The following is a 22,031-nucleotide window of genomic DNA, read 5'->3' as shown; positions in this document are numbered from 1 at the left end:
CTCGACCAAACCACGTAAGCGGCCACCAGGCAAGCGCCCTATAAGGCGGCAACAGGAGCCTGATCAGTGACCGACACGACCGCACAACCCGTTCGCATACCCGTCGAAACGACGACCTTCACCGTGATTTTCGCGGTCTCGTTCTGTCACATGCTGAACGACGTGATGCAGTCGCTGCTCGCCGCGCTCTATCCGATGCTGAAGGACGATTACGGCCTCGCCTTCTGGCAGATCGGTCTTTTGACGATGGCGTTTCAGGTAACCGCCTCGCTGCTCCAGCCGCTGGTGGGATTCTATACGGACAAGAACCCCAAGCCCTATTCGCTCGCCTTCGGCATGGGGTCGACATTCGTCGGCCTTCTGCTGCTGGCGTTCGGCGACCGATATTCGATCCTTCTTCTGGGCGCCTGCCTGATCGGCATCGGCTCGGCGATCTTCCATCCGGAAGCCTCGCGGGTGGCGCGCATGGCATCGGGCGGGCGATTTGGTCTCGCGCAATCGCTCTTTCAGGTCGGCGGCAATTTCGGCACCGCGATCGGCCCGCTGCTCGCCGCCTTCATCGTCGTCCCGCGCGGCCAGACGAGCGTCGCCTGGTTCTGCGCGGCGGCTCTTCTCGGCATGATCATCCTCCAGCAGGTTGGAAGCTGGTACAATCGCTACACCGCTGCGCGAAAGGGCGCGAGCCGGGCGATTCCCGCCGTCAACCTGCCGCGCAGCAAGGTGGTGATCGCCCTCGTCGTTCTGGCGCTGCTCGTCTTCACCAAGAACATCTACACCGCCTCGTTCACAAGCTACTACACGTTCTACGCGATGGAACGTTTCGACGTGACGGTGCAGCAATCGCAGATGATGCTGTTCCTGTTCCTCGGCGCGATCGCGCTCGGCACGGTTCTGGGTGGCCCGTTCGGCGACCGCTTCGGCTCGAAGGCGGTGATCTGGTTTTCGATCCTGGGCATCCTGCCGTTCACCGTCGCCCTGCCCTTCGTCGGCTTCACCGCGACGCTGGTGCTGACCTTCATCATCGGCGTCATGCTCGCCTCGGCCTTCCCGGCGATCGTGGTCTTCGCTCAGGAACTCGTGCCGGGTCGGGTCGGCATGATCGCCGGCATCTTCTTCGGCTTCGCCTTCGGCATGGGCGGCATCGCGGCGGCAGTGCTCGGCGTAGTGGCGGACGCGAAGGGCATCGAGTTCGTCTACCTGATCTGCGCGTTCCTGCCCTTCCTCGGCCTGCTCACGATCTTCCTGCCAAACATGCGCGAATTGCGCGCGGAAGCTTGACGGGAACCGGATCGCGCTGACACGCTTTCCCTTCACCAAGGACGAGCGGAGGGGAAAATCGCAGATCCCGTCGACCATTACGCGCCGGAACTGAACGCGCTCGAAAAGCGCGCGCGCGACTATCTGTCGAGCGCGCCGGCCGGCTCCGGCAAGCTTCCGCTGACCAAGGCCGATCTGGACAGGCTCGCCGCGATCCGCAATCGCGCCGTCATCCTCGCGACGATTTCGGGCACCATTTCCGGCCTGATCATCGGCGGGGGCGAAATCTGGATCAGACTTGGCTTCCTGGGCGGCAACGACGATCGCTCACTGTTGGACGACCCTTGGCTCTGGGCCGCGTTCTACGCAATCGTCGGGCTGATCACGGTCGTCGAAATCGTCTTTCTCTACTGGAATGCGCTAAGCGCCATCACGAAGATCGGCGACGTGATCGGCCTTGCGATGAAGGGCAAGCCGGCGTCCGGGCTGATCGCGACGGGGCTTGCCCGCTCGGCGCTCGAAATCCCGAACCCGCACCGCAAGATCTACGGCATCGACCCCTATGCCGATCTGCCGCGTTGGCGGCTGTTGCTGTGGAACCTCGCCTACAAGGCCAAGGTCGGCGTGACGAGCTTCGTGCTGCGCATCCTGCTCCGGCGTGTTTTCGCGCGCGCGATCCTGCGCGGCTACGTACCGCTGCTCGCCGTGCCGCTCTATGCGGTCTGGAACGCGTGGATCACATGGGCGGTGATGCGCGAGGCGCGGTTGCGCGCGCTCGGGCCTTACGGCGTCGACCAGATCGTCGAAAAGGCCGGCGAGCGCAACGACGAGCCATGGCGAACCGCGCTTCTCCACGCCACCGGTGAGATGGTGAGGCGCAGCGGAGATTCGCACCCGACCTACGTGCTCCTTCTTGCCCGCCTTCTCGAAAAGCTGGACCGGGACCGCGACGAGATCGAGGTGAACTGGGAGACCGCGCGCCAGGAGGCCCGTGCGCTCGACGGCGATGGCCGCATGGCGCTCGCCGACATTGTCGCATGCGTCGCCGTGCTGGCCGGTCAGCCTGCGAAAGCGCAGATGGAATTGTTGTGCGAACTGGACGAGATCGCCGGTCGCCCGCATGAAGGCGAGCGGATTGCAAAATTGCGCGGCGCGCTGATCGACGGCCAGCCTTTCAGCGAGTGTAAATGAACCAGATCGGCCTGGGGTATGACGGATGAGGGTCCTGATTATCGGCGGCACGCGATTCATCGGCGCCCATGTCGCCCGGCAACTCTCCGAAAAAGGCGCCGCGCTTACGGCCTTTCATCGCGGTCGCAGCAGCAACGCCATCCTTCCCGAAATGGAGCATATGCTGGATTCACGCGCGGAGTATCCGATCGTGCATTTCCCCGAAGAACTGCGCCGTGACTGGGATGTCGTCGTCCATATGGTCGCCATGGGGCAGGCTGACGCGCAAGCAGCCATAGAAACCTTCGAGGGTCGCACCGGACGGCTCATCCTGATCTCCAGTTGCGACGTCTATCGTGCCTATGGGCGCCTGACGAAAACCGAACCGGGCGCGGCCGAGCCCCTACCGCTCGATGAGGATGCGCCGTTGCGCTCGGTGCTCTATCCCTATCGTGGCATGGAAGAACAACTTGGCGCTTACGCGCATGACTACGAGAAGATCCTTGCCGAGAACGCCCTACGCGCCGCCGGCCTCGACTGGACGATCCTGCGGCTGCCGAAGGTCTACGGCCCGGAGGACAACGGCGATCTCGCGACAGTTTACAACTTCGCCACCGTGCCGGTCTGGAAGTGGACGCATGGCCATGTGACCAATGTCGCTGCGGCGATCGCACACGCGGCCACGCATCCGGCGGCGCGCAACGAGGTGTTCAATGTCGGAGAGGAAGCGACCCCCTCGATGGGCGAGCGGCTCGCGCTTCTTCCCGAAAGAAAGGACGCACCGCCCGAGCCGCCGCCCTTCGATTACGGCCAATCTCTCGTGCTCGACACCACCCGCATTCGCCGAATGCTGGGCTATGCGGACATCGTCGACGAGACGCAAGCCATGCGCAGGAGCGCCGAAGCGGCAGCGTGAGACGGCCTGCGAGCGGCAGTCGTTCCACCTTGCCGCGAAAAGACGGCCATGCGAAATTCCGCGCTGCATAGAGGGGCGACATGGACATTCACGTAAGGCCGGCAGTCGAAGGCGATATCGCGGCAATGGCCGAACTGATCAACGAAATTATCGCAATCGGCGGCACCACCGCGCATAAAACGCCGTTCACGCCGAAGCGGATGCGCGATCACTATTTCGCCCCGGCTTGCGGCATCAGTTGCTTCGTCGCGACCAGCGGCGATGCGATTGTCGGCTTCCAGGCACTCGAACGCTGCGACCCCGAATGGGACGGCGCGGGCCGACTGCCGGCGGATTGGGCTACGGTCGCGAGCTTCGTACGCGCGGGCCTGCAAGGTGGCGGGGTCGGCGGCAAATTGTTCGCGGCCACGAAGGCGGCAGCGCGTGATGCGGGCATAACCGCTATCGATGCGACGATCCGGCTGGAAAATACGGGCGGCCGGACATTTTACGGGAAAATGGGTTTCGTCGATTATCGCGTGGACGATCAGGTCGTCTCCAAGCGCTTCGACGTGGCATGAGCCTGAATGCGACGTAGGCGGCGAACCTTGCACCCCTTGCTCACTTCGTCTATAGCGTCGCCACCCGCGTAGACACCCTTGGAGGCAACGCGGGCGATGGCCGCCGGAGCTGTTAGGCACGGGCGGCTTTCGACGTTTGCGGCACCGGCTTCGCCACCGTCGCAGGCGCTCCAGAAACCTGAAAGGAAATGCCATGAGCCACGAGAGCTACACGCTCGAGGCCGAAGCGCGCGAAACGGTCGGTAAGGGGTCCGCCCGAGCATTGCGCCGCGCAGGCCGCGTACCTGCCGTCATCTACGGCGACAAGCAAGACCCCGTTTCGATCTCGCTCCCCTACAAAGAGCTGTTCATGAAGATTCATGGCGGCGGCTTCAAGACGACCGTTGCCACGGTCAAGGTCGGATCGAAATCGTACCAGGTCCTGCCGAAGGATTACCAGCTCGACCCCGTCAAGGACTTCCCGATGCACGTCGACTTCCTGCGGGTGTCGAAGCGCACGGTCGTGACCGTCAACGTCCCTGTCCACTTCCTGAACGAGGAAGCATCGCCCGGCATCAAACGCGGCGGCGTCCTCAACATCGTTCGCCACGACGTCGAAGTGCATTGCCGCGCCGACAACATCCCCGAGGCGTTCGAGTTCGACCTGACCGGTCTGGAAATCGGCGATTCGATCCACATCTCGGCAATCGAGCTGCCCGATGGCGTCGAGCCGACCATCACCGACCGCGACTTCACGGTTGCCACGATCGCTGCCCCGGCCGTCCTGACGGCTGAGGAAGAGGCCGGCACGACCGAGGAAACCGACGCAGAAGCCGTCGAGGTCGAGAACGGAGCCGAGCCCGAAGGCGACGACGCCGATGGCGAAGCCGAGGAAAAGAAGGGCGAGTAATCGTCCGGCACGGTCCGGGAGCGTTTGGACATGCGTATCATTGCAGGTCTTGGCAATCCCGGATCGAAATACGAGAACAACCGGCACAATGTCGGGTTCATGGCGGCGGACGCAATTGCCCGCCGCCATTCCTTTTCACCCTGGACGAAGAAATTCCAGGCGCTGATCTCGAGCGGCATGCTCGGGGCTGAAAAGGTCCTGCTGATCAAGCCGCAGACCTTCATGAATCTCTCCGGCCAGTCGGTCGGCGAGGCAATGCGCTTTTATAAGGTCGACATTTCCGACCTGATCGTGCTCTACGACGAACTGGACCTCTCGCCGGGCAAGGTGCGCATCAAGACCGGTGGCGGCCATGGCGGTCACAACGGCATCAAGTCCATCGACGCGCATTGCGGCAAGGATTACCGGCGCGTGCGGATCGGCATCGGCCATCCGGGCGTGAAGGAAATGGTGACGAACCATGTGCTCGGTGATTTCGCCAAAGCCGACCGCGACTGGCTCGACCCGTTGCTCGATGCTTTCGGCGACCACGCCGAACTGCTCGCCAAGGGCGACGATGCCGGCTTCATGAACAAAGCGGCGCTAAGCGTTCAGGGGAAGTCGGCCGCGCCTGCAAAGGAGGCACCGAAGCCGAAGGCGCAAAGCCATATCAGGCAGGCGCGCGGATCGCAGCCGCAGGTGAAAGTGCCGGAGACCGGCCCGATGGCCGCGATGCTGAAGAAGCTTTTCGGCAAGGGTTGAACGGCCGGCCCGTTTCTCCCTCTTCGCAGGGGAAATTTAAACTCGTTTTCAGCCTCGTGACGAACATTCCCGGAACCGATCCGCCACTCGCAGCTTTTGCAAGCATCATGACCAAGGCCGACATGCTCGAAGAACGCAACCTAAACTCCATGGAGGCCGTGGTCGACCTCATGGCGGAGGTCGGCAGCGAGGACCGTGTATGCGTCGGTGATATCGTCGACGACATCGACGGCGATGCGTTTGCACCTCTGATGCTTTTTCCGGCCCTGTTGGCGGTCACGCCTGCAAGCGGCATTCCCGGCATGACCGCAACCTGCGGGCTGATCATCGCACTTGTCGCGGTGCAGATCGTTCTGCGCCGAAAGGCGGTGTGGCTTCCCGGATTCCTGCGCCGTCGCTCGATCTCGCGCGCCCGTCTGCAAACGGCCCGCGACTGGCTGGCCAAACCTGCGCGCGCAATCGACAAGGTGACGGGAAAGCGGCTCGCCTTTCTCGTCCGCCCGCCTTTCGACATCGGCGCAGCGCTGATCTGCATGTGCATCGGCCTCACAATGCCGTTCATGGAATTCGTTCCCTTTTCGGGAACGATGGCAGGGATTGCAGTGTCGCTGATCGCATTGGCGCTCGTCACCGAGGACGGGGTGCTGGCGGTGCTCGGCACGGGCTTTCTGGCGACGGTCAGCTATATCGGCTGGAGCGCGGTGACGTAAGCCACCCTTGACCTTCGCCCACCCAACGCCCATAGCCCTGCCAACGAGAACTGCTCAACAGGACTGGCACCTCCATGGGTTTCAAATGCGGCATCGTCGGCTTGCCAAATGTCGGCAAATCGACGCTCTTCAACGCGCTGACGAAGACGGCAGCGGCGCAGGCGGCGAACTATCCCTTCTGCACGATCGAACCGAACACCGGTGAAGTCGCCGTGCCCGATCCACGCCTGAAGGCGATTTCCGGCATCGCGAAGTCGAAGGAGATCATCCCGACCCGCATTTCCTTCGTGGACATTGCCGGCCTCGTGCGCGGTGCGTCGAAAGGCGAAGGGCTCGGCAACCAGTTCCTCGCCAATATCCGCGAGGTGGACGCGATCGTCCACGTTCTGCGCTGCTTCGAGGATGACGACATCACCCATGTCGAAGGCAAGATCGATCCCGTCGCCGACGCCGATACGGTCGAGACCGAACTGATGCTCTCGGACCTCGAAAGCCTCGAGCGCCGCACGCTCCAGTTCCGCAAACGCGCATCCTCGAAAGACAAGGAAGCGCTGACCGTCCTGCCGATGATGGAAGAGGCGCTGAAGCTTCTCCAGGACGGCAAGCCCGTGCGCATGCTCCTGAAGGGTATTGCCACCGAGGATCTGCTGATCCTGCAGGGCCTGAACCTGTTGACGTCGAAACCGGTGCTCTATGTCTGCAACGTCGCCGAAGGCGACGCCGCAAGCGGCAATGAACACACGCAGGCTGTCGCCGAAATGGCGAAGGCGCAGGGCGCGCATACGGTGGTCATTTCCGCCGCAATCGAGGCGGAAGTCGCCCAGCTTTCCGACGCAGACGCCGCCGAATTTCTCGGCGATCTGGGGCTCGACGAGCCGGGCCTCGACAAGCTGATCCGCGCTGGATACGAGCTTCTCGACCTGATCACATATTTCACCGCCGGGCCGAAGGAGACGCGCGCCTGGACCGTCGCCAAGGGCTCCAAGGCCCCGCAGGCGGCAGGCGTGATCCACACCGATTTCGAGCGTGGCTTCATCCGCGCGCAGACGATTGCGTATAATGATTATGTCGCGCTCGGCGGCGAGGCGGCGGCCAAGGAAGCCGGCAAGGCCCGCGACGAAGGCAAGGAATATGTCGTTCAGGACGGCGATGTCCTGCTCTTCAAGTTCAATACCTGACGGGATGCCATGATCCGCGCCTACGCCCTTCGCGATGGTCTGCTCGTGCCGGTCGAATCGGAGGGCGAGACGCGCGATGCGACGGTGTGGATCGATATGATCGCGCCCACCGATGCCGAAGAAACGCTGGTCGAGGACTGGCTCTGCATCGACGTGCCGACGCGCGACGAGATGGGCGAGATCGAAACCTCCTCGCGCCTCTATGCGGAAAACGGGGCCATCTTCATGACGGCCATCGTAACCGCCAACACCGAGCGCGAGCGGCCGCTCACCGGGCCTGTCACGTTCATCCTCGTCGGCGGAAAGCTGATCACGCTTCGCTATATCGAGCCATCGAGCTTCGCGCGCTTTTCCGAACGTGCCGCGCGCGTCAAACTCGGCTGCGAAAACGCCACCGGCATCCTCTTCGCCCTGCTCGAAGAAATCGTCGGGCGCGCGGCCGACGTACTCGAAAATGTCGGCGGCGACATCGGCGAGCTCTCGGAGCGTATATTTCACCCGGCCGCCGCCAAGGCATCGCGCCGCGACCGCGACTTCCAGGCGATCCTGCGCCGCCTCGGGCGCAAGGAAGAATTGCTCGCAAGCCTCCAGGAAAGCTTCCACACGCTGCAGCGCATCGTCAGCTACCACACCCATATCGTCGGGACCGAGAAAGCGTCGCGCAATCGCTCGCGCTCGCTGGCCCGCGATCTCACCGCGCTGTCGGACTATGCCGAGCGGCTGTCGAACAAGATCACGTTCCTGCTCGATGCGACGCTCGGCATGATTTCGATCGAGCAGAACACGATCATCAAGATCGTGTCGGTCGCTGCGACCATCTTCCTGCCACCGACGCTGGTCGCCTCGATCTATGGCATGAATTTCGAAATCATGCCCGAACTGGCGTGGCCCTATGGCTATCCGGCGGCGATACTCATCATGGTCGCCGCCGCTGCCCTGCCCTTCTGGTATATCAAGAAGAAGGGGTGGCTTTAGACGCGCGCCTTGCATGGCCGCGCAGTATTGGCCAGATTTCGCGCGAAACGGATTGGGTTGAACTATGAGCGAAAAGCGCTGGGCGTTCGAGGACTTCACCATCGGACTCGAGATCGAATTGCCTGAAAAGACGGTCACGGCCGACGAGATCGTCGATTTCGCATCGCAGTTCGATGCCCAGCCCATGCATCTCGACGAGGAAGCTGGCAAGGCGTCGATCCTCGGCGGGCTTGCGGCATCCGGCTGGCACACCTGCGCGATGTTCATGCGTATGATGTGCGACGCCTTTTTGCTCGACTCCACGTCGCAGGGCGCGCCGGGGGTCGACTATGTGCGCTGGAAGAAGCCGGTTCTGGCGGGCGACACGCTTTCGGGCGTCAGCAAGGTCGTCGCTGCCCGCGTATCCGCCAAGCGCCCCAATCTCGGCTTCGTCACGGTCGAGCACCGCATCCGCAACCAGAATGGCGAAACGGTCTGCGAGCTTGCCAATACCGGTATGTTTCTCTTGCGCAATCCGGGAGCTGCCGCATGACGCTGGACGACTATCTGCGGATCAGCGAGACGATCACGCTCGGCGCGCATATTTTCACCGCCGACGAGATCAAGGCCTTCGCCGCGAAATATGATCCTCAGCGCTTTCACCTCGATGAACGCGAGGCCGAGGCGAGCGTGTTCGGAAAATTGTGCGCGTCGGGCTGGCATACCTGCGCCATGTGGATGCGCTACAATCTCGAAAAGCGGCAGGACATGCTCGGCGAATGGACGGGAGACGGCCCTGCCCCGGTCTTCGGCCCTTCCCCCGGCTTCCAGAACCTGAAATGGCTGAAACCGGTCTATGCCGGCGAGACGATCACGTTCACGCGCACGGCGAAGGCGCATCGGCCCGTCGCCTCCCGCCCCGGCTGGCATTTGATGACGATCGATTGCGAGGCGTTTGATTCGACTGGCGACAAGGTGCTGACGTTCGAAAGCGCGGTGCTGTTGCAGGCTGGCTGATCTACCCCTGCCCGACGAGCGCACCCAGGATACGGTCGCTTTCGCGCGAGCTTTCCGAAAGCCCCGACGCCACGCCTTCCCGAACGGCTTCCGGTCTATTCTGGCTGAGCTTGCGTTTGCCCTCGACCCGGGCAACGGGCATGCGCAGACCGACGATGCCGCGAAGCTGCGCGGCAACGAACCGCTCGGGCGCGTCCGAGACCGCCCACTCTTCGCTTCGCCCTTTCTCATGATGCTCGGTGAGTCGCGTGACGACGCCCAAAAGACGCTCCGGATCGTCGAAAAACTCGACGGCGCCATAGGCATGGACGGCGACATAGTTCCAGGTCGGCACGACCTTTCCATGCTCTCGTTTCGACCGATACCAGGACGGTGTCACATAGGCGTCCGGGCCGGAAAAGATCGCGAGCGCCTCGCCGGACGGTTCGAGCGTCCATTGGCGATTGGCCTTGGCGAGATGCCCGTAGAGCGTCCCGAACGGCCCCTCTGCGGTATCGAGAAAGAGAGGCAGCGGCGTAGCGATCAAGCCTTCCGCCGTAGAGGTGACGAAAGTCGCGAGTCCCGCTTCGCCGATGATGGCACGCAGAATGTCCGGGTCGTCTTCGCGAAAGGCTGGCGGCGTGTACATTCCCACAGATTATCAGCGATGGCGGCGCGAAACAGACGTTTCTGCGCCAAATGATTGGTCCAGACGTATCTCAATCAATCCGGCGCATCATCAGCACTTCGTCCATGGCGACCCCGTCCACAATGGTGGCCGCGGGAATGCAACCGATCACCGTATAGCCCTCGCGCTCATAGAGACGCCGGGCTGGTTCGTTCTGCGAATTGACGCCGAGTTCGAGCTGACCGATGCCTTGTGCCCGCGCGTGGCGTGTCAGAACGTCAAGAAGCCGTTTCGCAAATCCTGCGCCACGCATGACTTCGCGCACATAGACCATCACGACCGTCGCGCGGTGCCGCGCATTGGATGAGCGCTCCCGGACATAGCCCATCAGCGCGACCGGCTCCGCACCGTCGAGCACCGCAAAGGCCGGATTGTCGGTCAGTCGCCGAAGCCATTCGCCATCGTCGAAACGCGCCCAGTCCTCGAACGTGCTTGCAAACGCGGTCGGATTCAGGCGCAACGCCTCCAGTCGGATGCGTCGGAACGCGTCGACATCGTCAGGTCCGAGGCGGCGAATGATGATGTCATCCGTCGAGGACATGCCCATCAATGCCCCTCGAACGCCACCAGCGTCCTGACCGGCACGTCAAGCGCCTCGAGCTTCGCACGCCCGCCGAGGTCCGGCAGGTCGATGACGAAACAAGCGGCGACGATCTCGGCACCCATCTGGCGCAGAAGCTTGACGGCGCCTTCGGCCGTGCCGCCCGTCGCGATCAGGTCGTCGACGAGGATGACTTTGTCGCCGGGTGCGACGGCATCCTTGTGCATTTCCATCTCGTCGATCCCGTATTCCAGCGAATAGGCGACGCGGACGGTCTCATAAGGCAGCTTGCCCTTCTTGCGAATGGGCACGAAGCCGGCAGACGTCTGGTGCGCGATCGCGCCGCCGAGAATGAAGCCACGCGCTTCGATGCCGGCGATCTTGTCGATCTTCGAGCCGGCATAGGGATGGACGAGTTCGTCCACGGAACGACGAAAGGCGCGCGCATCGCCGAGCAGCGTGGTGATGTCGCGAAACAGGATGCCGGGCTTGGGATAGTCGGGAATGGTGCGGATCGCCGCTACGAGCGTTTCCTGAAGTGTCTGAGCCATCATCATCGCTTTCCGTCTGCTTGCACGATTGGTAGGGGCATTCATGCGCCGGGGAAAGAGCGCCAAGAAAAAGGGCGCCGCTGGGGCGCCCTCGTTTCGTGCGATCGTCCTGTCGTCAGTGCGCGCCCGCCCAGACCTTGCGCTTGGTGAGATACATAAGCCCCGCAAAGCCGACGAGGAACAGCATAACGACGAAACCCATGCGCTTGCGCTGTTCCAGATGCGGCTCCGCCGTCCACATCAGGAAGGCGGTGACGTCATGTGCATATTGCTCGACCGTCTCGGGCGTGCCGTCATCATAGCTGATCAGGCCTTCCTGAAGCGGCGGCGCCATCGACAGCGACGTACCGGCAAGGAAATGCGGGTTGTAATAGGTGCCGGGCTGCTGCTCGTAGCCTTCCGGCGCATCTTCGTAGCCGGTGAGCAGATTGTAGACGTAGTCCGGCCCGCTCTCGGCATATTGCGTGAAGATGTCGAACACGAAGGTCGGGAAGCCGCGCTCGACGGCGCGCGCCTTGGCGATCAGCGACAGGTCCGGCGGGGCGGCACCGTTGTTGGATGCAGCGGCTGCCTGCGGGTTCGGGAACGGGTCCGGGAAATAGTCCGACGGAATGGCGGCGCGCATGAACATTTCGCCATCGGCATCCGGACCGTCCTGGATTTCGAATTCGGCTGCCAGCGCGCGAACCTGAGCGTCGGAATAGCCCAGATCTTCCAGCGTGCGGAAGGCGACGCGCTCGAGGCCGTGGCAGGCCGCACAGCCTTCGCGGTAGACCTTGAGGCCGCGCTGCAATTCGCCGCGATCATAGGTGCCGAACGGGCCTGCAAAGCTCCAGTCCTGCTCGACCGGCTTGATGAGCGGATATTCCGCCGCATTCGCCCCGACCGTCACGCCGGCAACCAGCCCGAATGCGGCAATCACCTTGAGAACAGTTTTCATTGTCACTTCAGTCCTTTCGAGCCGGCAAGCGGTTCAGCCTTTGGTTTCCGGCGACGCATTCGCGCCAGCGGGCTGGACGGACGCCGTCCCCTTTTTCTTGCCGAGCACGGCTTCGGTGATCGAGTTTGGCAGCCGCTTCGGCGTCTCGATCAGGCCGAGGACCGGCATCACGATCAGGAAGAACCCGAAGTAGAACACCGTCGAAACCTGCATCGCGGGGATGTACCAGCCTTCCGCCGGACGCGAGCCGAGCCAGCCGAGGAAGATCGAGTTGATCACGAAAAGCCAGAAGGCGAGCTTGTACCACGGGCGATAGACGGCCGAGCGGACGCGCGAGGTATCGAGCCACGGCACGAAGAACAGGACCGCGATGGCGCCGAACATGGCGAGCACGCCGCCGAGCTTGGAATCGATCGGCCCGATGTCGAAAGTGATGGCGCGCAGGATCGCGTAGAAAGGCAGGAAGTACCATTCGGGAACGATGTGCGACGGCGTCTTCAGCGCATCCGCCGGGATATAGTTGTCGGCATGGCCCAGATAGTTCGGGATGTAGAAGACGAAATACGCGAACATGATGAAGAACAGGATCATCGCGAACGCGTCCTTGATGGTCGCGTAAGGCGTGAAGGGAAGCGTGTCCGTCTTCTGCTTGACCTCGATGCCCGTCGGGTTGGTCTGACCCGTGACGTGCAGCGCCCATACGTGCAGGACGACGACGCCCGCGATCATGAACGGCAGCAGGTAATGCAGCGAGAAGAAGCGGTTGAGCGTCGGATTGTCGACCGCAAAGCCGCCGAGCAGAAGCTGTTGCACCCATTCGCCGACGAGCGGGATGGCGGTGAAGAAGCCGGTGATGACGGTCGCGCCCCAGAAGGACATCTGGCCCCAGGGAAGCACGTAGCCCATGAAAGCGGTCGCCATCATCAGGAGGTAGATGATCACGCCGAGGATCCACAGAAGCTCGCGCGGCGCCTTGTAGGAGCCGTAATAAAGGCCGCGTGCGATGTGCAGATAGACCGCGATGAAGAACATCGACGCGCCGTTGGCGTGAAGATAGCGCATCAGCCAGCCGGAATTGACGTCGCGCATGATCTTCTCGACCGAGTCGAACGCGTAGTCGACATGCGCCGAATAGTGCATCGCGAGGACGACGCCGGTGACGATCTGCACCACCAGCATGATCGAGAGAATACCGCCGAACGTGTAGGCGTAGTTCAGGTTCCGGGGAACCGGATAGGAAACGAAGCTGTCATGCACCAGCCGCGGCAGCGGCATACGTGTATCGATCCAGCGCCCGATGCCGGTCTTCGGCGTGTAGGTAGAGTGTCCACCGCTCATGTCTTGATCTTCTCTCTTGCCTTAGCCGATTCTGATGACGGTATCGGAGATGAATTCGAGTACCGGAACCGGAAGGTTCGTCGGCGCCGGACCCGTGCGAATGCGTCCGGCCGTGTCGTAGTGTGAGCCGTGGCAGGGGCAGAACCATCCGCCGAAGTCGCCGGCCTGGCCGAGCGGCACGCAGCCCAGATGCGTGCACGAGCCGATCATGACGATCCAGTTTTCGCGCCCTTCGCCGGCCGAGCGGGCGAGATCCGTCGCCGGCTCTGCATCGGGAAGATTGTCGTTGCGCGCGACGGGATCCTTGAGCTGCGAAAGCTCGACGGCCTGCGCCTCCTCGACTTCCTGATCGGTTCGGTTGCGCACGAAGATCGGCTTGCCGCGCCACTGCGCGGTGACCGACATGCCCGCCTCGATCTGCGAGATGTCGATGTCGATCGTGGCCAGCGCCAGCGTCGAGGCATCCGGGCGCATCTGGTCGATGAAGGGCCACACGGCGCCACCTACGGCGACGACGCCTGCCATGCCTGTTGCGATGTAGAGGAAGTCGCGGCGGGTCGGCTCGGTCGTATCGTTCACGCTCACGGGACTATGATCCTTATTGCCTCAATTCGACCGCAGGAAACCGTGATATCTGCTTCATCCGAACCGTCTTGCGCCATTGGCCGACGATACCGGAGGATTCCCCAGTCATTTGGCGAAGGTTTCTATGCGCGCCTCGGACGATTGTCCAGCCGTTACAAGGTGTGAGGGCAGATTGTCGCGGGACCCTGTTGATAGCCGAAACCGCGGCGCGGCATGTCATCGTGCGCCGAGCCGCGCCAGCACTTCATCCGGAATGGCATAGTCCTTGATCGCATCGTGATGGCGGCGCAGCCCGACCAGTTCGCGCTGGATGAAATAGGCATGGACGGCATCGGCCGCCGCCTTGCGCAGCACGATTCGCGCCTCGTCGCGGCATTCATGGGCCTTGAGCGCAGCGAGCGTCTCGGCGACGCGGCGGCCGGCACGGCCGAGCGACGTCGCCATCTCGCCGGCAAGCTCGTGATCGAGCGTGTCGAGGCCGGTCTGGAGCCGCCTGCCGCCCTGCCCCGGAAGCCGAAGCGCCATGACGCCTACTCCGCCGCCAGGCTGTCGGCGAGGAAGCCGCCCGACTGGCGCTTCCACAATTGCGCATAAAGGCCGCCGCGCGCGATCAATTCGTCATGCGTGCCCTCCTCCACGATCCGTCCCTTGTCGAGCACGACGAGCCGGTCGAGCGCGGCGATGGTCGACAGGCGATGTGCGACCGCGATGACCGTCTTCCCCTCCATCAGGCGGTAGAGATTGTCCTGGATCGCGGCCTCGACCTCCGAATCGAGCGCCGAGGTCGCCTCGTCGAGCAGCAGGATCGGCGCATCCTTCAGCATCATCCGGGCGATCGCGATGCGCTGGCGCTGGCCGCCCGACAGCTTCACGCCCCGTTCGCCGACATGTGCCTCATAGCCTTCCCGCCCCTTCGGATCGGACACGTCCGCGATGAAATCATGCGCGGCGGCGCCCCGCGCGCCTTCGATCACGTCGGCGTCGGACGCATCGGGACGGCCATAGGAAATGTTGTCGCGGATCGAACGGTGCATCAGCATCGGGTCCTGCGCGACGACGCCGAACTGCGCGCGGAGCGACGCCTGCGTCATCGTGCGGATGTCGTGCCCGTCGAGAAGGATGCGTCCGCCCTCCACGTCGAAGAGCCGCAGCATCAGGTTGATCAGCGTGGTCTTGCCCGCACCGGACGGACCGACCAGCGCGACTTTCTCACCTGGACGGATATGCAGGTCGAGGCCGTCGATGATCCCCCCGCTTTCCTTGCCGTAGTGGAACGACACGTTCTCGAAGCGGATGTCGCCCGTCGCGCGAGAGATCGCCACGGCGTCCGGCCGATCGGTCAGCGCAGGCTCGACCGAGATCGTGCCGGTCGCATCCTGCACGGTTGCGTAATTGCGGATCAGGCCGTTGATGTTGAACATCATGTAACCCGACATCTGATTGAGACGGTAGGCAAGGCCCATCGCCGCTGCGATCGCGCCGGTCGTCGTGTTGCCGGCCATCCAGCTTTGCAGCGCGAGCAGGAAGATGGCCGCCATCATGAAGCCGTTGATGATGGCGACGGCCGCACGCACGCGGGTGATGGAGCGCGTCAGCTTCTTCACCGCGCGCAGGTAGTTTCCCATGCCCTCGCGCACATAGGAATGCTCGCGCCCGCCATTGTCGAACAGCTTGACGGCGAGAATGTTGGTGAAGGCGTCGACGAGCCGGCCGTTCACGATCGAGCGTTCGTCGGCCGTGCGCTTGCCGGCGGCACGCAAAGGCGGCAGGAGCTTCCAGCCGGCGACGCCATAGGCCGCCAGCCAGAGACCGAGCACCGCCAGCATCCAAGGATCGACGGCGAACATGATCGTCGCCGCGAGCACGAGGAAGGTGGCGAAACCCCAGACCGTCTGGAGCGAGGAGATGATGAAATCGCCCGTCGCTTCCGACCCTTGCGTGATCTTGGTCGCGATGCGGCCGGCGAAATCGTTCTGGAAGAAGGTGTAAGGCTGCTCGATCACGCGCAGGAACGCCTGCCAGCGCACGCGCTGATAGAAATTCGGCGCGATCACCTGCTCTTCCACCACCGTCTGGAAGATGAGCGCGGCGGCCCGTGCGACGAGGATCAGAAGAAGGTAGGCGAGGATCGCCCAGCCGTAATCGGCGATCAAGGTCGCCGGCGCTGCGGTATCCAGGATGTCGATGATCCGTCCGAGCGCCCAGTAGAGCCCGGCATCGACTGCACCCGCCACGCCGCCCGCGATCAGGAGCAGCGCGAAAGACCATGGCGCCTGCCGCGCGAAGAAGACGATGAAGTCGAAGGCTTCGCGCGGCAGCACCTTGCGCGGCGTATCGGCGAACGGATCGATGACGTCCTCGACCCGCCGCCAGGCGCGCTCGGTGATACGGTTTTGCTTGCCTTCGATCTTCTCGCTCATTCCGCGGCGATGTCCTTCACATCCTGCTCGGCATCGTCCGGCAGAAGGAACCCGCCCGACTGACGGTTCCAAAGATCGGCATAAAGGCCGCCCTTGGCGATCAAATCGTCGTGCTTGCCGTCTTCGATGACGTGACCCTTGTCCATGACGATCAGGCGATCCATCGCCGCGATGGTCGACAGGCGGTGCGCGATGGCGATCACGGTCTTGCCCTCCATCAGGCGATAGAGATTTTCCTGGATCGCGGCCTCCACTTCCGAATCGAGCGCGGACGTCGCCTCGTCGAGGATCAGGATCGGCGCATCCTTCAGCATGACGCGAGCGATGGCGATGCGCTGACGCTGGCCGCCGGACAGTTTCACGCCGCGCTCGCCGACATGGGCGTCGAAGCCCTTGCGACCTTCCGGATCAGAAAGGCCCGCGATGAAGTCGAGCGTCTCGGCCCGCTTTGCCGCTTCCAGCATCATCTCCTCGCTTGCGTCGGGGCGGCCGTAAAGGATGTTCTCGCGCACCGAGCGGTGCAGGAGCGAGGTGTCCTGGGTGACCACGCCGATATGGGCGCGCAGGCTCTCCTGCGTGACGTCTGCAAGGGTCTGACCGTCGATCATGAGGCGGCCGCCTTCGATGTCGTAGAAGCGCAAAAGCAGGTTGACGAGCGTCGACTTGCCCGCGCCCGAGCGACCGACGACGCCGACCTTCTCGCCCGGCCGGATGGTCAGGTCGAGCTCTTCCAGAACGCCCTTGTTCTTGCCGTAGTGGAAGCGGACCTTGTCGAAGACGATCTCGCCCTTCGGCACGACGAGTTCAGCCGCATCCGGCTTGTCCTCGACGACACGCGGCAGCGAGATCGACGAGATGCCGTCCTGCACCGTGCCGACATTCTCGAACAGCGCGGTCAGTTCCCACATGATCCACTGAGACATGCCCCAAAGACGCAGCACGAGCCCGAGCGCCACCGCGATCGCACCGACCGAAATGGCATCGAGCTGCCACAGCCAGATGCCAAGACCGCCGATTGTGACGAGGCAGAGCGAGTTCAGGATGTAGAGCAGGCCGTAAAGACCCGTCACCAGTCGCATCTGGCGATAGACGGTGTCGAGGAACCCGCCCATGCTTTCCTTGGCATAGGTCGCCTCGCGGCGTGCATGGCTGAAGAGCTTCACGGTCTGGATGTTGGTGTAGCTGTCGACGACACGGCCCGTCATCACCGAGCGCGCGTCGGCCTGGTCTTCTGCGACGCGGCCAAGGCGCGGCACGAAGTAGGTCATCAACACGACATAGCAGACCACCCACCCGGCGAGCGGCAGCGCCAGCCGCCAGTCGGCGGACGCGACGATGAACAGCATGCCGAGGAAATAGACGACGACGTAGTTGAGCACGTCGAAGGTCTTGATCACCGTCTCGCGCACGGCGAGCGCCGTCTGCATCAGCTTGGTCGCGATGCGGCCGGCGAACTCGTCCTGATAGAAGGTCATCGACTGCTTGAGCAGATAGCGATGCACCTGCCAGCGGATGCGCATGGGATAGTTGCCGAACAGCGTCTGCTGCTGGAGAAGCGAGTGGAACCATACCATGGTCGGCAGGCCGACGAGCACGATCGCGGCCATGCCGGCAAGCTTCCAGCCTTCGTCGGCAAGGAAGGTCTCGCGGTCCTGCGCGGAAAGCCAGTCGACGATGTTGCCCAGGAAGGAGAACATCCAGACCTCGGCGATCGCGATCCCCGCCATGAGGATCGCGGCCGGGATCAGATATGGCCAGGCATCCTTCGTGTAATGAAGGCAGAAGGCGAGAAGCGTCTTCGGCGGCTCGAGCGGCTCTTCATGCGGAAAGGGATCAAGGCGGGATTCAAACCAGCGGAACATCGGTCTATCTCGTTTCACAGTCGCGCACGGCAATCGGGACGAACCCCGTCCGGCGCGCTCAATATTTTCGGGTCGAAAAGAGCCTCGCAGGACGAAGCCTGTTCCGCGAGGCTGATATAGGGTGCCCGTTCGACGCTTCCCATCGAACCGCCGGCTGCCGACACCGCAAGCGCGAACACTGCGACGACAAGAAACGCAGCCAGCCCACCGAAGAAATCGGCAGCCGGATCAGGCGGAAGCGGCCTGGGCCGCGGATAAAAATGGTCAAACATCGGTCGGAATCCTTCAAAGTCCGGGCGAACCGGCGGATTTCGAGATGCGTACCTAAAGTGTCAGGAAGGAACCGATCCGAAAGCCGCCGTCAGGCGATCACGCCTGCTGGGTTTCGCAGGCGGGAGAAGGGAAGAACCATCAAAATGTTCATCGCTGCCTCCAGCTTTCGGATTGAAAAGGGAATGGGCGTATAACCCGATTCTGACCGTATGGCCACCCCCTTTCCCTACCGTGAACTCCATGCCCCAGAATTTTTCCTGCCGGTCGAGCATGTTTCGTCTCCGCTCTTGTCATTCGATCGGCCGGCACGCTACAAGTTCAAGTGAACTTTAAGTCAACAGGCATCTGGAAGTTTTTTGGCTGCATCGATGCTCACCATCACCGAGGTCGCGCGACGGGCGGGTATCGCCTCGTCCGCCTTGCGCTATTACGAGGAACGCGGGCTGATCGCCTCGCAGCGCGCCGGTTCCGGCCATCGCCGCTACGCCCGTGCGGTGCTTCGCCGCCTGGCCTTCATCACCTTCGCGCAGCGCATCGGCCTGACTTTGGACGAGATCGGCGGCGAGCTTGAAAAGCTTCCGCAGGACCGCGTGCCCGGCCGGAAGGACTGGGAGCGGCTTTCATCGACATGGCGCGACCGGATCGACCTGCGGATCGCCGAGCTCGAACGCCTGCGCGACAGTTTGAGCGAATGCATCGGCTGCGGCTGCCTGTCGCTGAACCATTGCAAGCTCTCAAACCCGCTGGATCGTGCGGGCCGCAACGGCCCCGGTCCGCGCTACTGGATCGGCGACGAAACGGAGAGCGCCGCATGAGCCGTTTGCGCATCGCGCTCTACCAGCCCGACATCGCCGGCAATACCGGCACGATCCTCAGGCTCGCCGCCTGCCTCGACATCGAGGTGCACATTATAGAGCCGGCCGGCTTCGACCTGTCAGACAGGAATTTGAAACGCGCCGGTATGGACTACCTCGACATGGCGGCGCTGACCCGCCATGTCGACTGGCAGTCGTTCGAGACATGGCGCAGCCACGAAGATGCACGACTGGTGCTTTTGACGACGAAAACCGACGAAGCCTATACGGATTTTTCCTACCGGAACGGCGACGTGCTGCTTTTCGGACGCGAATCGGCTGGAGTCCCGCATGCGGTACATGATGCGGCCGATTATCGATTGACGATCCCGATGCGCGAAGGCGCGCGCAGCCTCAATCTGGCGATGAGCGTGGCGATGGTCGCCGGCGAAGCCGTGCGGCGGACGGGTGGCTTTTCCGGCGGCGAACGTATTGCGAACGGATAGGGCGAGGCCTGGATTCCTGTGACGAGCACAGGAATGACGGTCGCATAGAGTTCCTGCAAACCCGAAACAGTAGACGCTTGCATTAACCGAACTGCCGTCATTCCTGTGCTCGTCACAGGAATGACGGCCTCACCGGCCAATGACGAACGCAAGCGATGACGAATAACCGAGCATTCTGTTTCAATCCGCCGTCGGCAGCCTACGGATCGTAAACTCGATGATGTCGTCGGGCCGCTCGGCCCAGCTTTCGATTTCGGTCCAATAGGCCTGCTTGGGCCAGCGGTCGAACCATTCGCGCGCCTTTTCACGCGCATCGGTGCGCGGCAGGCGGAAGGTTTCGCGCAGAAACCCGTCGCGCGGATGGGCTTCGCCTTCCGCACGATGCTTATTCAGGCTGCGCCTCAATCCTTCCAGAGGTGGTCTGGCCGGAACCCGCACGAAAGAACTCCTTGACCCCAACGGCAAACAGATTAGAGATTTCAAACAGGAAGACAATAAGAATATTCTAAGAAACTGATTTTGCTATTAAATTTTTGACAATCAGGAGTGCGCCATGAACATTTTCCGATCTGGCCACAAACCGTCCGTTCGCGGGCCGGCGGACTGGTTTACCGGGACGGTCCGGATCGATGCGCTCTTCAACCCTTCCGCTCCCGACCGCGTCCAGGGTGCTAGCGTGACGTTCGAACCGGGTGCGCGGACGGCATGGCACACGCACCCGCTCGGGCAGACACTGGTGGTGACGACAGGCGTCGGCCGGGTGCAGCGCTGGGATGGCCCCGTGGAGGAAATCCGCCCCGGCGACGTGGTATGGTTCGCGCCGGACGAGAAGCACTGGCATGGTGCCGCGCCCGAAACGGCGATGACGCATCTGGCGATCCAGGAGGTTCGGGACGGTAAGGTGGTCGACTGGATGGAGCACGTCACGGACGAACAGTACACGGTCACACCAACTTCGCTCCCATAAATCTAAAGCGCTTGAAAATGGCGGACAGATGATGGATCAGGGCCGCAGCTTACGAGTTAATTGTCCAGCCCTGCGGCCACCGCAGCCTTCATGGAGACCTGAATGGAGCGCCCCGACATTCCTGCCGGCCTGCCCGACGACATCGAGACGAAGAAGGCGACCGCGAAGGCCTGGTTCGAGGAATTGCGCGACAGGATCTGCGCCGGTTTCGAGGCGATCGAGGACGATCTGTCCGGCCCGCACGCCTCATGGGCGCCCGGAAGGTTCGAGAAGACGGAGTGGCTGCGCGAGGACGGCAAGGGGGGCGGCGGCGTCATGTCGATGCTGCGCGGGCGCGTCTTCGAAAAGGCGGGCGTCCATACCTCTACCGTCCATGGCGAGTTCTCGCCCGAATTCCGCAAGCAGATTCCCGGCGCAGAGGAAGACCCGCGCTTCTGGGCAAGCGGCATCTCGCTGATCGCCCATCCGCACAATCCGAACGTGCCGGCCGTTCATCTGAACACGCGCATGATCGTCACCTCGCGCCAATGGTTCGGCGGCGGCGCGGATCTGACGCCCGTCCTCGACCGGCGGCGCACGCAGGACGATCCCGACACGCTCGCCTTCCACAAGGCGATGAAGTTCGTGTGCGACAAGCACAAGGCCGTCGCCGATTACGACCGGCTGAAAGCATGGTGCGAGGAGTACTTCTTCCTGCCGCACCGGGGCGAGGCGCGCGGCGTCGGCGGCATCTTCTACGACTGGCTGAAGACGTCGGACGACGCAGGCGGCTGGGATGCCGATCTGCGCTTTTCGCAGGATGTCGGCCGTGCTTTCCTGGTCGTCTACAACCACATCGTCCGCAAGAATTTCAACGAAAACTGGACGGATGCCGACCGCGAAGAACAATTGATCCGCCGCGGCCGCTACGTCGAATTCAACTTGCTCTACGATCGCGGCACGATCTTCGGCCTGAAGACCGGCGGCAATGTGGATTCGATCCTGTCGTCCATGCCGCCCGAGGCGAAGTGGCCGTAGGCGGTCAGTGACGCTGCGGATCACGCTGCAGGGTCGCACCCTTGACCGAGTTCGAGGCCTGGCAACTGTGTTTTCAGGCGTATTGTTTTTGTTCGCGTTGCATTGCGTTGAGGACGGTGAGGAGTTTCCTTGCGACGGCGATGATGGCGAGTTTCTTGGAGCCGGATCTCGCGGCGAT

27 protein-coding genes are annotated in these 22,031 nt (G+C 62.8%); 15 read left to right on the top strand and 12 right to left on the bottom strand.

All coding sequences use genetic code 11. The features are described 5' to 3' along the window. Positions 1–66: 66 nt before the first annotated feature. From GTW25_RS19440 to GTW25_RS19390, 11 genes are all read left to right on the top strand, one after another. Positions 67–1,278 (top strand): MFS transporter, encoded by a 1,212-nt coding sequence (locus GTW25_RS19440; RefSeq protein WP_252913945.1) that lies wholly within the window; start codon positions 67–69, stop codon positions 1,276–1,278. 57 nt (positions 1,279–1,335) lie between these two features. After that, positions 1,336–2,448, top strand: coding sequence for an LBF_2804 family protein (locus tag GTW25_RS19435; protein WP_443592674.1), 1,113 nt, complete (start codon positions 1,336–1,338; stop codon positions 2,446–2,448). Positions 2,449–2,473: 25 nt separating this feature from the next. Further along, on the top strand, positions 2,474–3,343 hold the full coding sequence (locus GTW25_RS19430) for an NAD-dependent epimerase/dehydratase family protein (RefSeq protein ID WP_252913943.1): 870 nt from the start codon (positions 2,474–2,476) through the stop codon (positions 3,341–3,343). An 80-nt stretch (positions 3,344–3,423) separates the two neighbouring features. Continuing rightward, entirely contained in the window at positions 3,424–3,903 is a 480-nt protein-coding gene (locus tag GTW25_RS19425; RefSeq protein WP_252913942.1) for a GNAT family N-acetyltransferase, read from the top strand. A 193-nt stretch (positions 3,904–4,096) separates the two neighbouring features. After that, entirely contained in the window at positions 4,097–4,792 is a 696-nt protein-coding gene (locus tag GTW25_RS19420) for a 50S ribosomal protein L25/general stress protein Ctc (protein ID WP_252913941.1), read from the top strand. Between the two features lie 30 nt (positions 4,793–4,822). Further along, positions 4,823–5,533, top strand: a complete 711-nt coding sequence (pth, locus tag GTW25_RS19415) for an aminoacyl-tRNA hydrolase (RefSeq protein WP_252913940.1) — start codon at positions 4,823–4,825, stop codon at positions 5,531–5,533. Between the two features lie 107 nt (positions 5,534–5,640). Beyond that, positions 5,641–6,243 carry an exopolysaccharide biosynthesis protein gene (locus GTW25_RS19410; protein ID WP_252913939.1) on the top strand — a complete coding sequence of 201 codons (603 nt, stop codon included), beginning with the start codon at positions 5,641–5,643 and terminating at the stop codon, positions 6,241–6,243. Positions 6,244–6,317: 74 nt separating this feature from the next. Next, entirely contained in the window at positions 6,318–7,421 is a 1,104-nt protein-coding gene (gene ychF / locus GTW25_RS19405) for a redox-regulated ATPase YchF (protein ID WP_252913938.1), read from the top strand. Between the two features lie 9 nt (positions 7,422–7,430). After that, positions 7,431–8,396 carry a magnesium transporter CorA family protein gene (locus GTW25_RS19400; protein WP_252913937.1) on the top strand — a complete coding sequence of 322 codons (966 nt, stop codon included), beginning with the start codon at positions 7,431–7,433 and terminating at the stop codon, positions 8,394–8,396. Between the two features lie 64 nt (positions 8,397–8,460). Beyond that, entirely contained in the window at positions 8,461–8,928 is a 468-nt protein-coding gene (locus GTW25_RS19395) for a MaoC family dehydratase (protein WP_252913936.1), read from the top strand. Beyond that, the gene (locus GTW25_RS19390) at positions 8,925–9,392 is read left to right on the top strand and encodes a MaoC family dehydratase (RefSeq protein WP_252913935.1); all 468 of its coding nucleotides are present in this window, start codon (positions 8,925–8,927) and stop codon (positions 9,390–9,392) included. Before GTW25_RS19395 ends, GTW25_RS19390 begins: the two co-directional genes overlap by 4 nt. Position 9,393: 1 nt before the next feature. Here GTW25_RS19390 and GTW25_RS19385 read toward each other — a convergent pair whose 3' ends face one another. The 11 genes from GTW25_RS19385 to GTW25_RS19335 all read right to left on the bottom strand — a co-directional run bounded on the left by GTW25_RS19385 (position 9,394) and on the right by GTW25_RS19335 (position 18,841). After that, on the bottom strand, positions 9,394–10,020 hold the full coding sequence (locus GTW25_RS19385) for an FMN-binding negative transcriptional regulator (RefSeq protein WP_252913934.1): 627 nt from the start codon (positions 10,018–10,020) through the stop codon (positions 9,394–9,396). A 70-nt stretch (positions 10,021–10,090) separates the two neighbouring features. Next, positions 10,091–10,600 (bottom strand): GNAT family N-acetyltransferase, encoded by a 510-nt coding sequence (locus tag GTW25_RS19380; protein WP_252913933.1) that lies wholly within the window; start codon positions 10,598–10,600, stop codon positions 10,091–10,093. Positions 10,601–10,605: 5 nt separating this feature from the next. Continuing rightward, a complete protein-coding gene (locus GTW25_RS19375) occupies positions 10,606–11,151 on the bottom strand; it encodes an adenine phosphoribosyltransferase (protein WP_252913932.1) in 546 nt (181 codons plus the stop codon). Positions 11,152–11,266: 115 nt separating this feature from the next. Beyond that, complete coding sequence (locus GTW25_RS19370; protein WP_252913931.1) at positions 11,267–12,091, bottom strand: cytochrome c1; 825 nt, start codon at positions 12,089–12,091, stop codon at positions 11,267–11,269. A gap of 33 nt (positions 12,092–12,124) precedes the next feature. After that, a complete protein-coding gene (locus tag GTW25_RS19365; RefSeq protein WP_252913930.1) occupies positions 12,125–13,429 on the bottom strand; it encodes a cytochrome b in 1,305 nt (434 codons plus the stop codon). A 21-nt stretch (positions 13,430–13,450) separates the two neighbouring features. Then, entirely contained in the window at positions 13,451–14,014 is a 564-nt protein-coding gene (petA, locus tag GTW25_RS19360; RefSeq protein WP_252913929.1) for a ubiquinol-cytochrome c reductase iron-sulfur subunit, read from the bottom strand. Positions 14,015–14,230: 216 nt separating this feature from the next. Then, positions 14,231–14,539, bottom strand: a complete 309-nt coding sequence (locus GTW25_RS19355) for a DUF6665 family protein (RefSeq protein ID WP_252913928.1) — start codon at positions 14,537–14,539, stop codon at positions 14,231–14,233. Positions 14,540–14,544: 5 nt separating this feature from the next. Continuing rightward, complete coding sequence (locus GTW25_RS19350) at positions 14,545–16,434, bottom strand: ABC transporter ATP-binding protein (RefSeq protein WP_252913927.1); 1,890 nt, start codon at positions 16,432–16,434, stop codon at positions 14,545–14,547. Further along, entirely contained in the window at positions 16,431–18,296 is a 1,866-nt protein-coding gene (locus GTW25_RS19345; protein ID WP_252913926.1) for an ABC transporter ATP-binding protein, read from the bottom strand. The genes GTW25_RS19350 and GTW25_RS19345 overlap by 4 nt, the downstream gene beginning before the upstream one ends. 14 nt (positions 18,297–18,310) lie before the next feature. Next, on the bottom strand, positions 18,311–18,568 hold the full coding sequence (locus tag GTW25_RS19340; protein ID WP_252913925.1) for a hypothetical protein: 258 nt from the start codon (positions 18,566–18,568) through the stop codon (positions 18,311–18,313). Positions 18,569–18,628: 60 nt separating this feature from the next. Next, on the bottom strand, positions 18,629–18,841 hold the full coding sequence (locus tag GTW25_RS19335) for a hypothetical protein (protein ID WP_252913924.1): 213 nt from the start codon (positions 18,839–18,841) through the stop codon (positions 18,629–18,631). A 96-nt stretch (positions 18,842–18,937) separates the two neighbouring features. Between GTW25_RS19335 and soxR the strand changes: the two genes are divergently transcribed. Next, positions 18,938–19,384, top strand: a complete 447-nt coding sequence (gene soxR, locus GTW25_RS19330) for a redox-sensitive transcriptional activator SoxR (protein ID WP_252913923.1) — start codon at positions 18,938–18,940, stop codon at positions 19,382–19,384. Beyond that, entirely contained in the window at positions 19,381–19,869 is a 489-nt protein-coding gene (locus GTW25_RS19325) for a tRNA (cytidine(34)-2'-O)-methyltransferase (protein ID WP_252913922.1), read from the top strand. The genes soxR and GTW25_RS19325 overlap by 4 nt, the downstream gene beginning before the upstream one ends. Positions 19,870–20,049: 180 nt before the next feature. Here GTW25_RS19325 and GTW25_RS19320 read toward each other — a convergent pair whose 3' ends face one another. Beyond that, entirely contained in the window at positions 20,050–20,307 is a 258-nt protein-coding gene (locus GTW25_RS19320; protein WP_252913921.1) for a hypothetical protein, read from the bottom strand. Between the two features lie 115 nt (positions 20,308–20,422). Between GTW25_RS19320 and GTW25_RS19315 the strand changes: the two genes are divergently transcribed. Both GTW25_RS19315 and hemF read left to right on the top strand, forming a co-directional pair. Further along, positions 20,423–20,836: a (R)-mandelonitrile lyase gene (locus GTW25_RS19315; protein ID WP_252913920.1), complete on the top strand. Its 414-nt coding sequence runs from the start codon at positions 20,423–20,425 to the stop codon at positions 20,834–20,836. Between the two features lie 102 nt (positions 20,837–20,938). Further along, positions 20,939–21,853, top strand: coding sequence for an oxygen-dependent coproporphyrinogen oxidase (gene hemF, locus GTW25_RS19310; protein ID WP_252913919.1), 915 nt, complete (start codon positions 20,939–20,941; stop codon positions 21,851–21,853). The last annotated feature ends 178 nt before the right edge of the window (positions 21,854–22,031 follow it).

This window comes from Aliihoeflea aestuarii (assembly GCF_024105665.1).
GTDB lineage: Bacteria > Pseudomonadota > Alphaproteobacteria > Rhizobiales > Rhizobiaceae > Aliihoeflea > Aliihoeflea aestuarii.
Note: the sequence above shows the minus strand (reverse complement) of the source record. Positions and strands in the feature narration are given on the sequence as shown.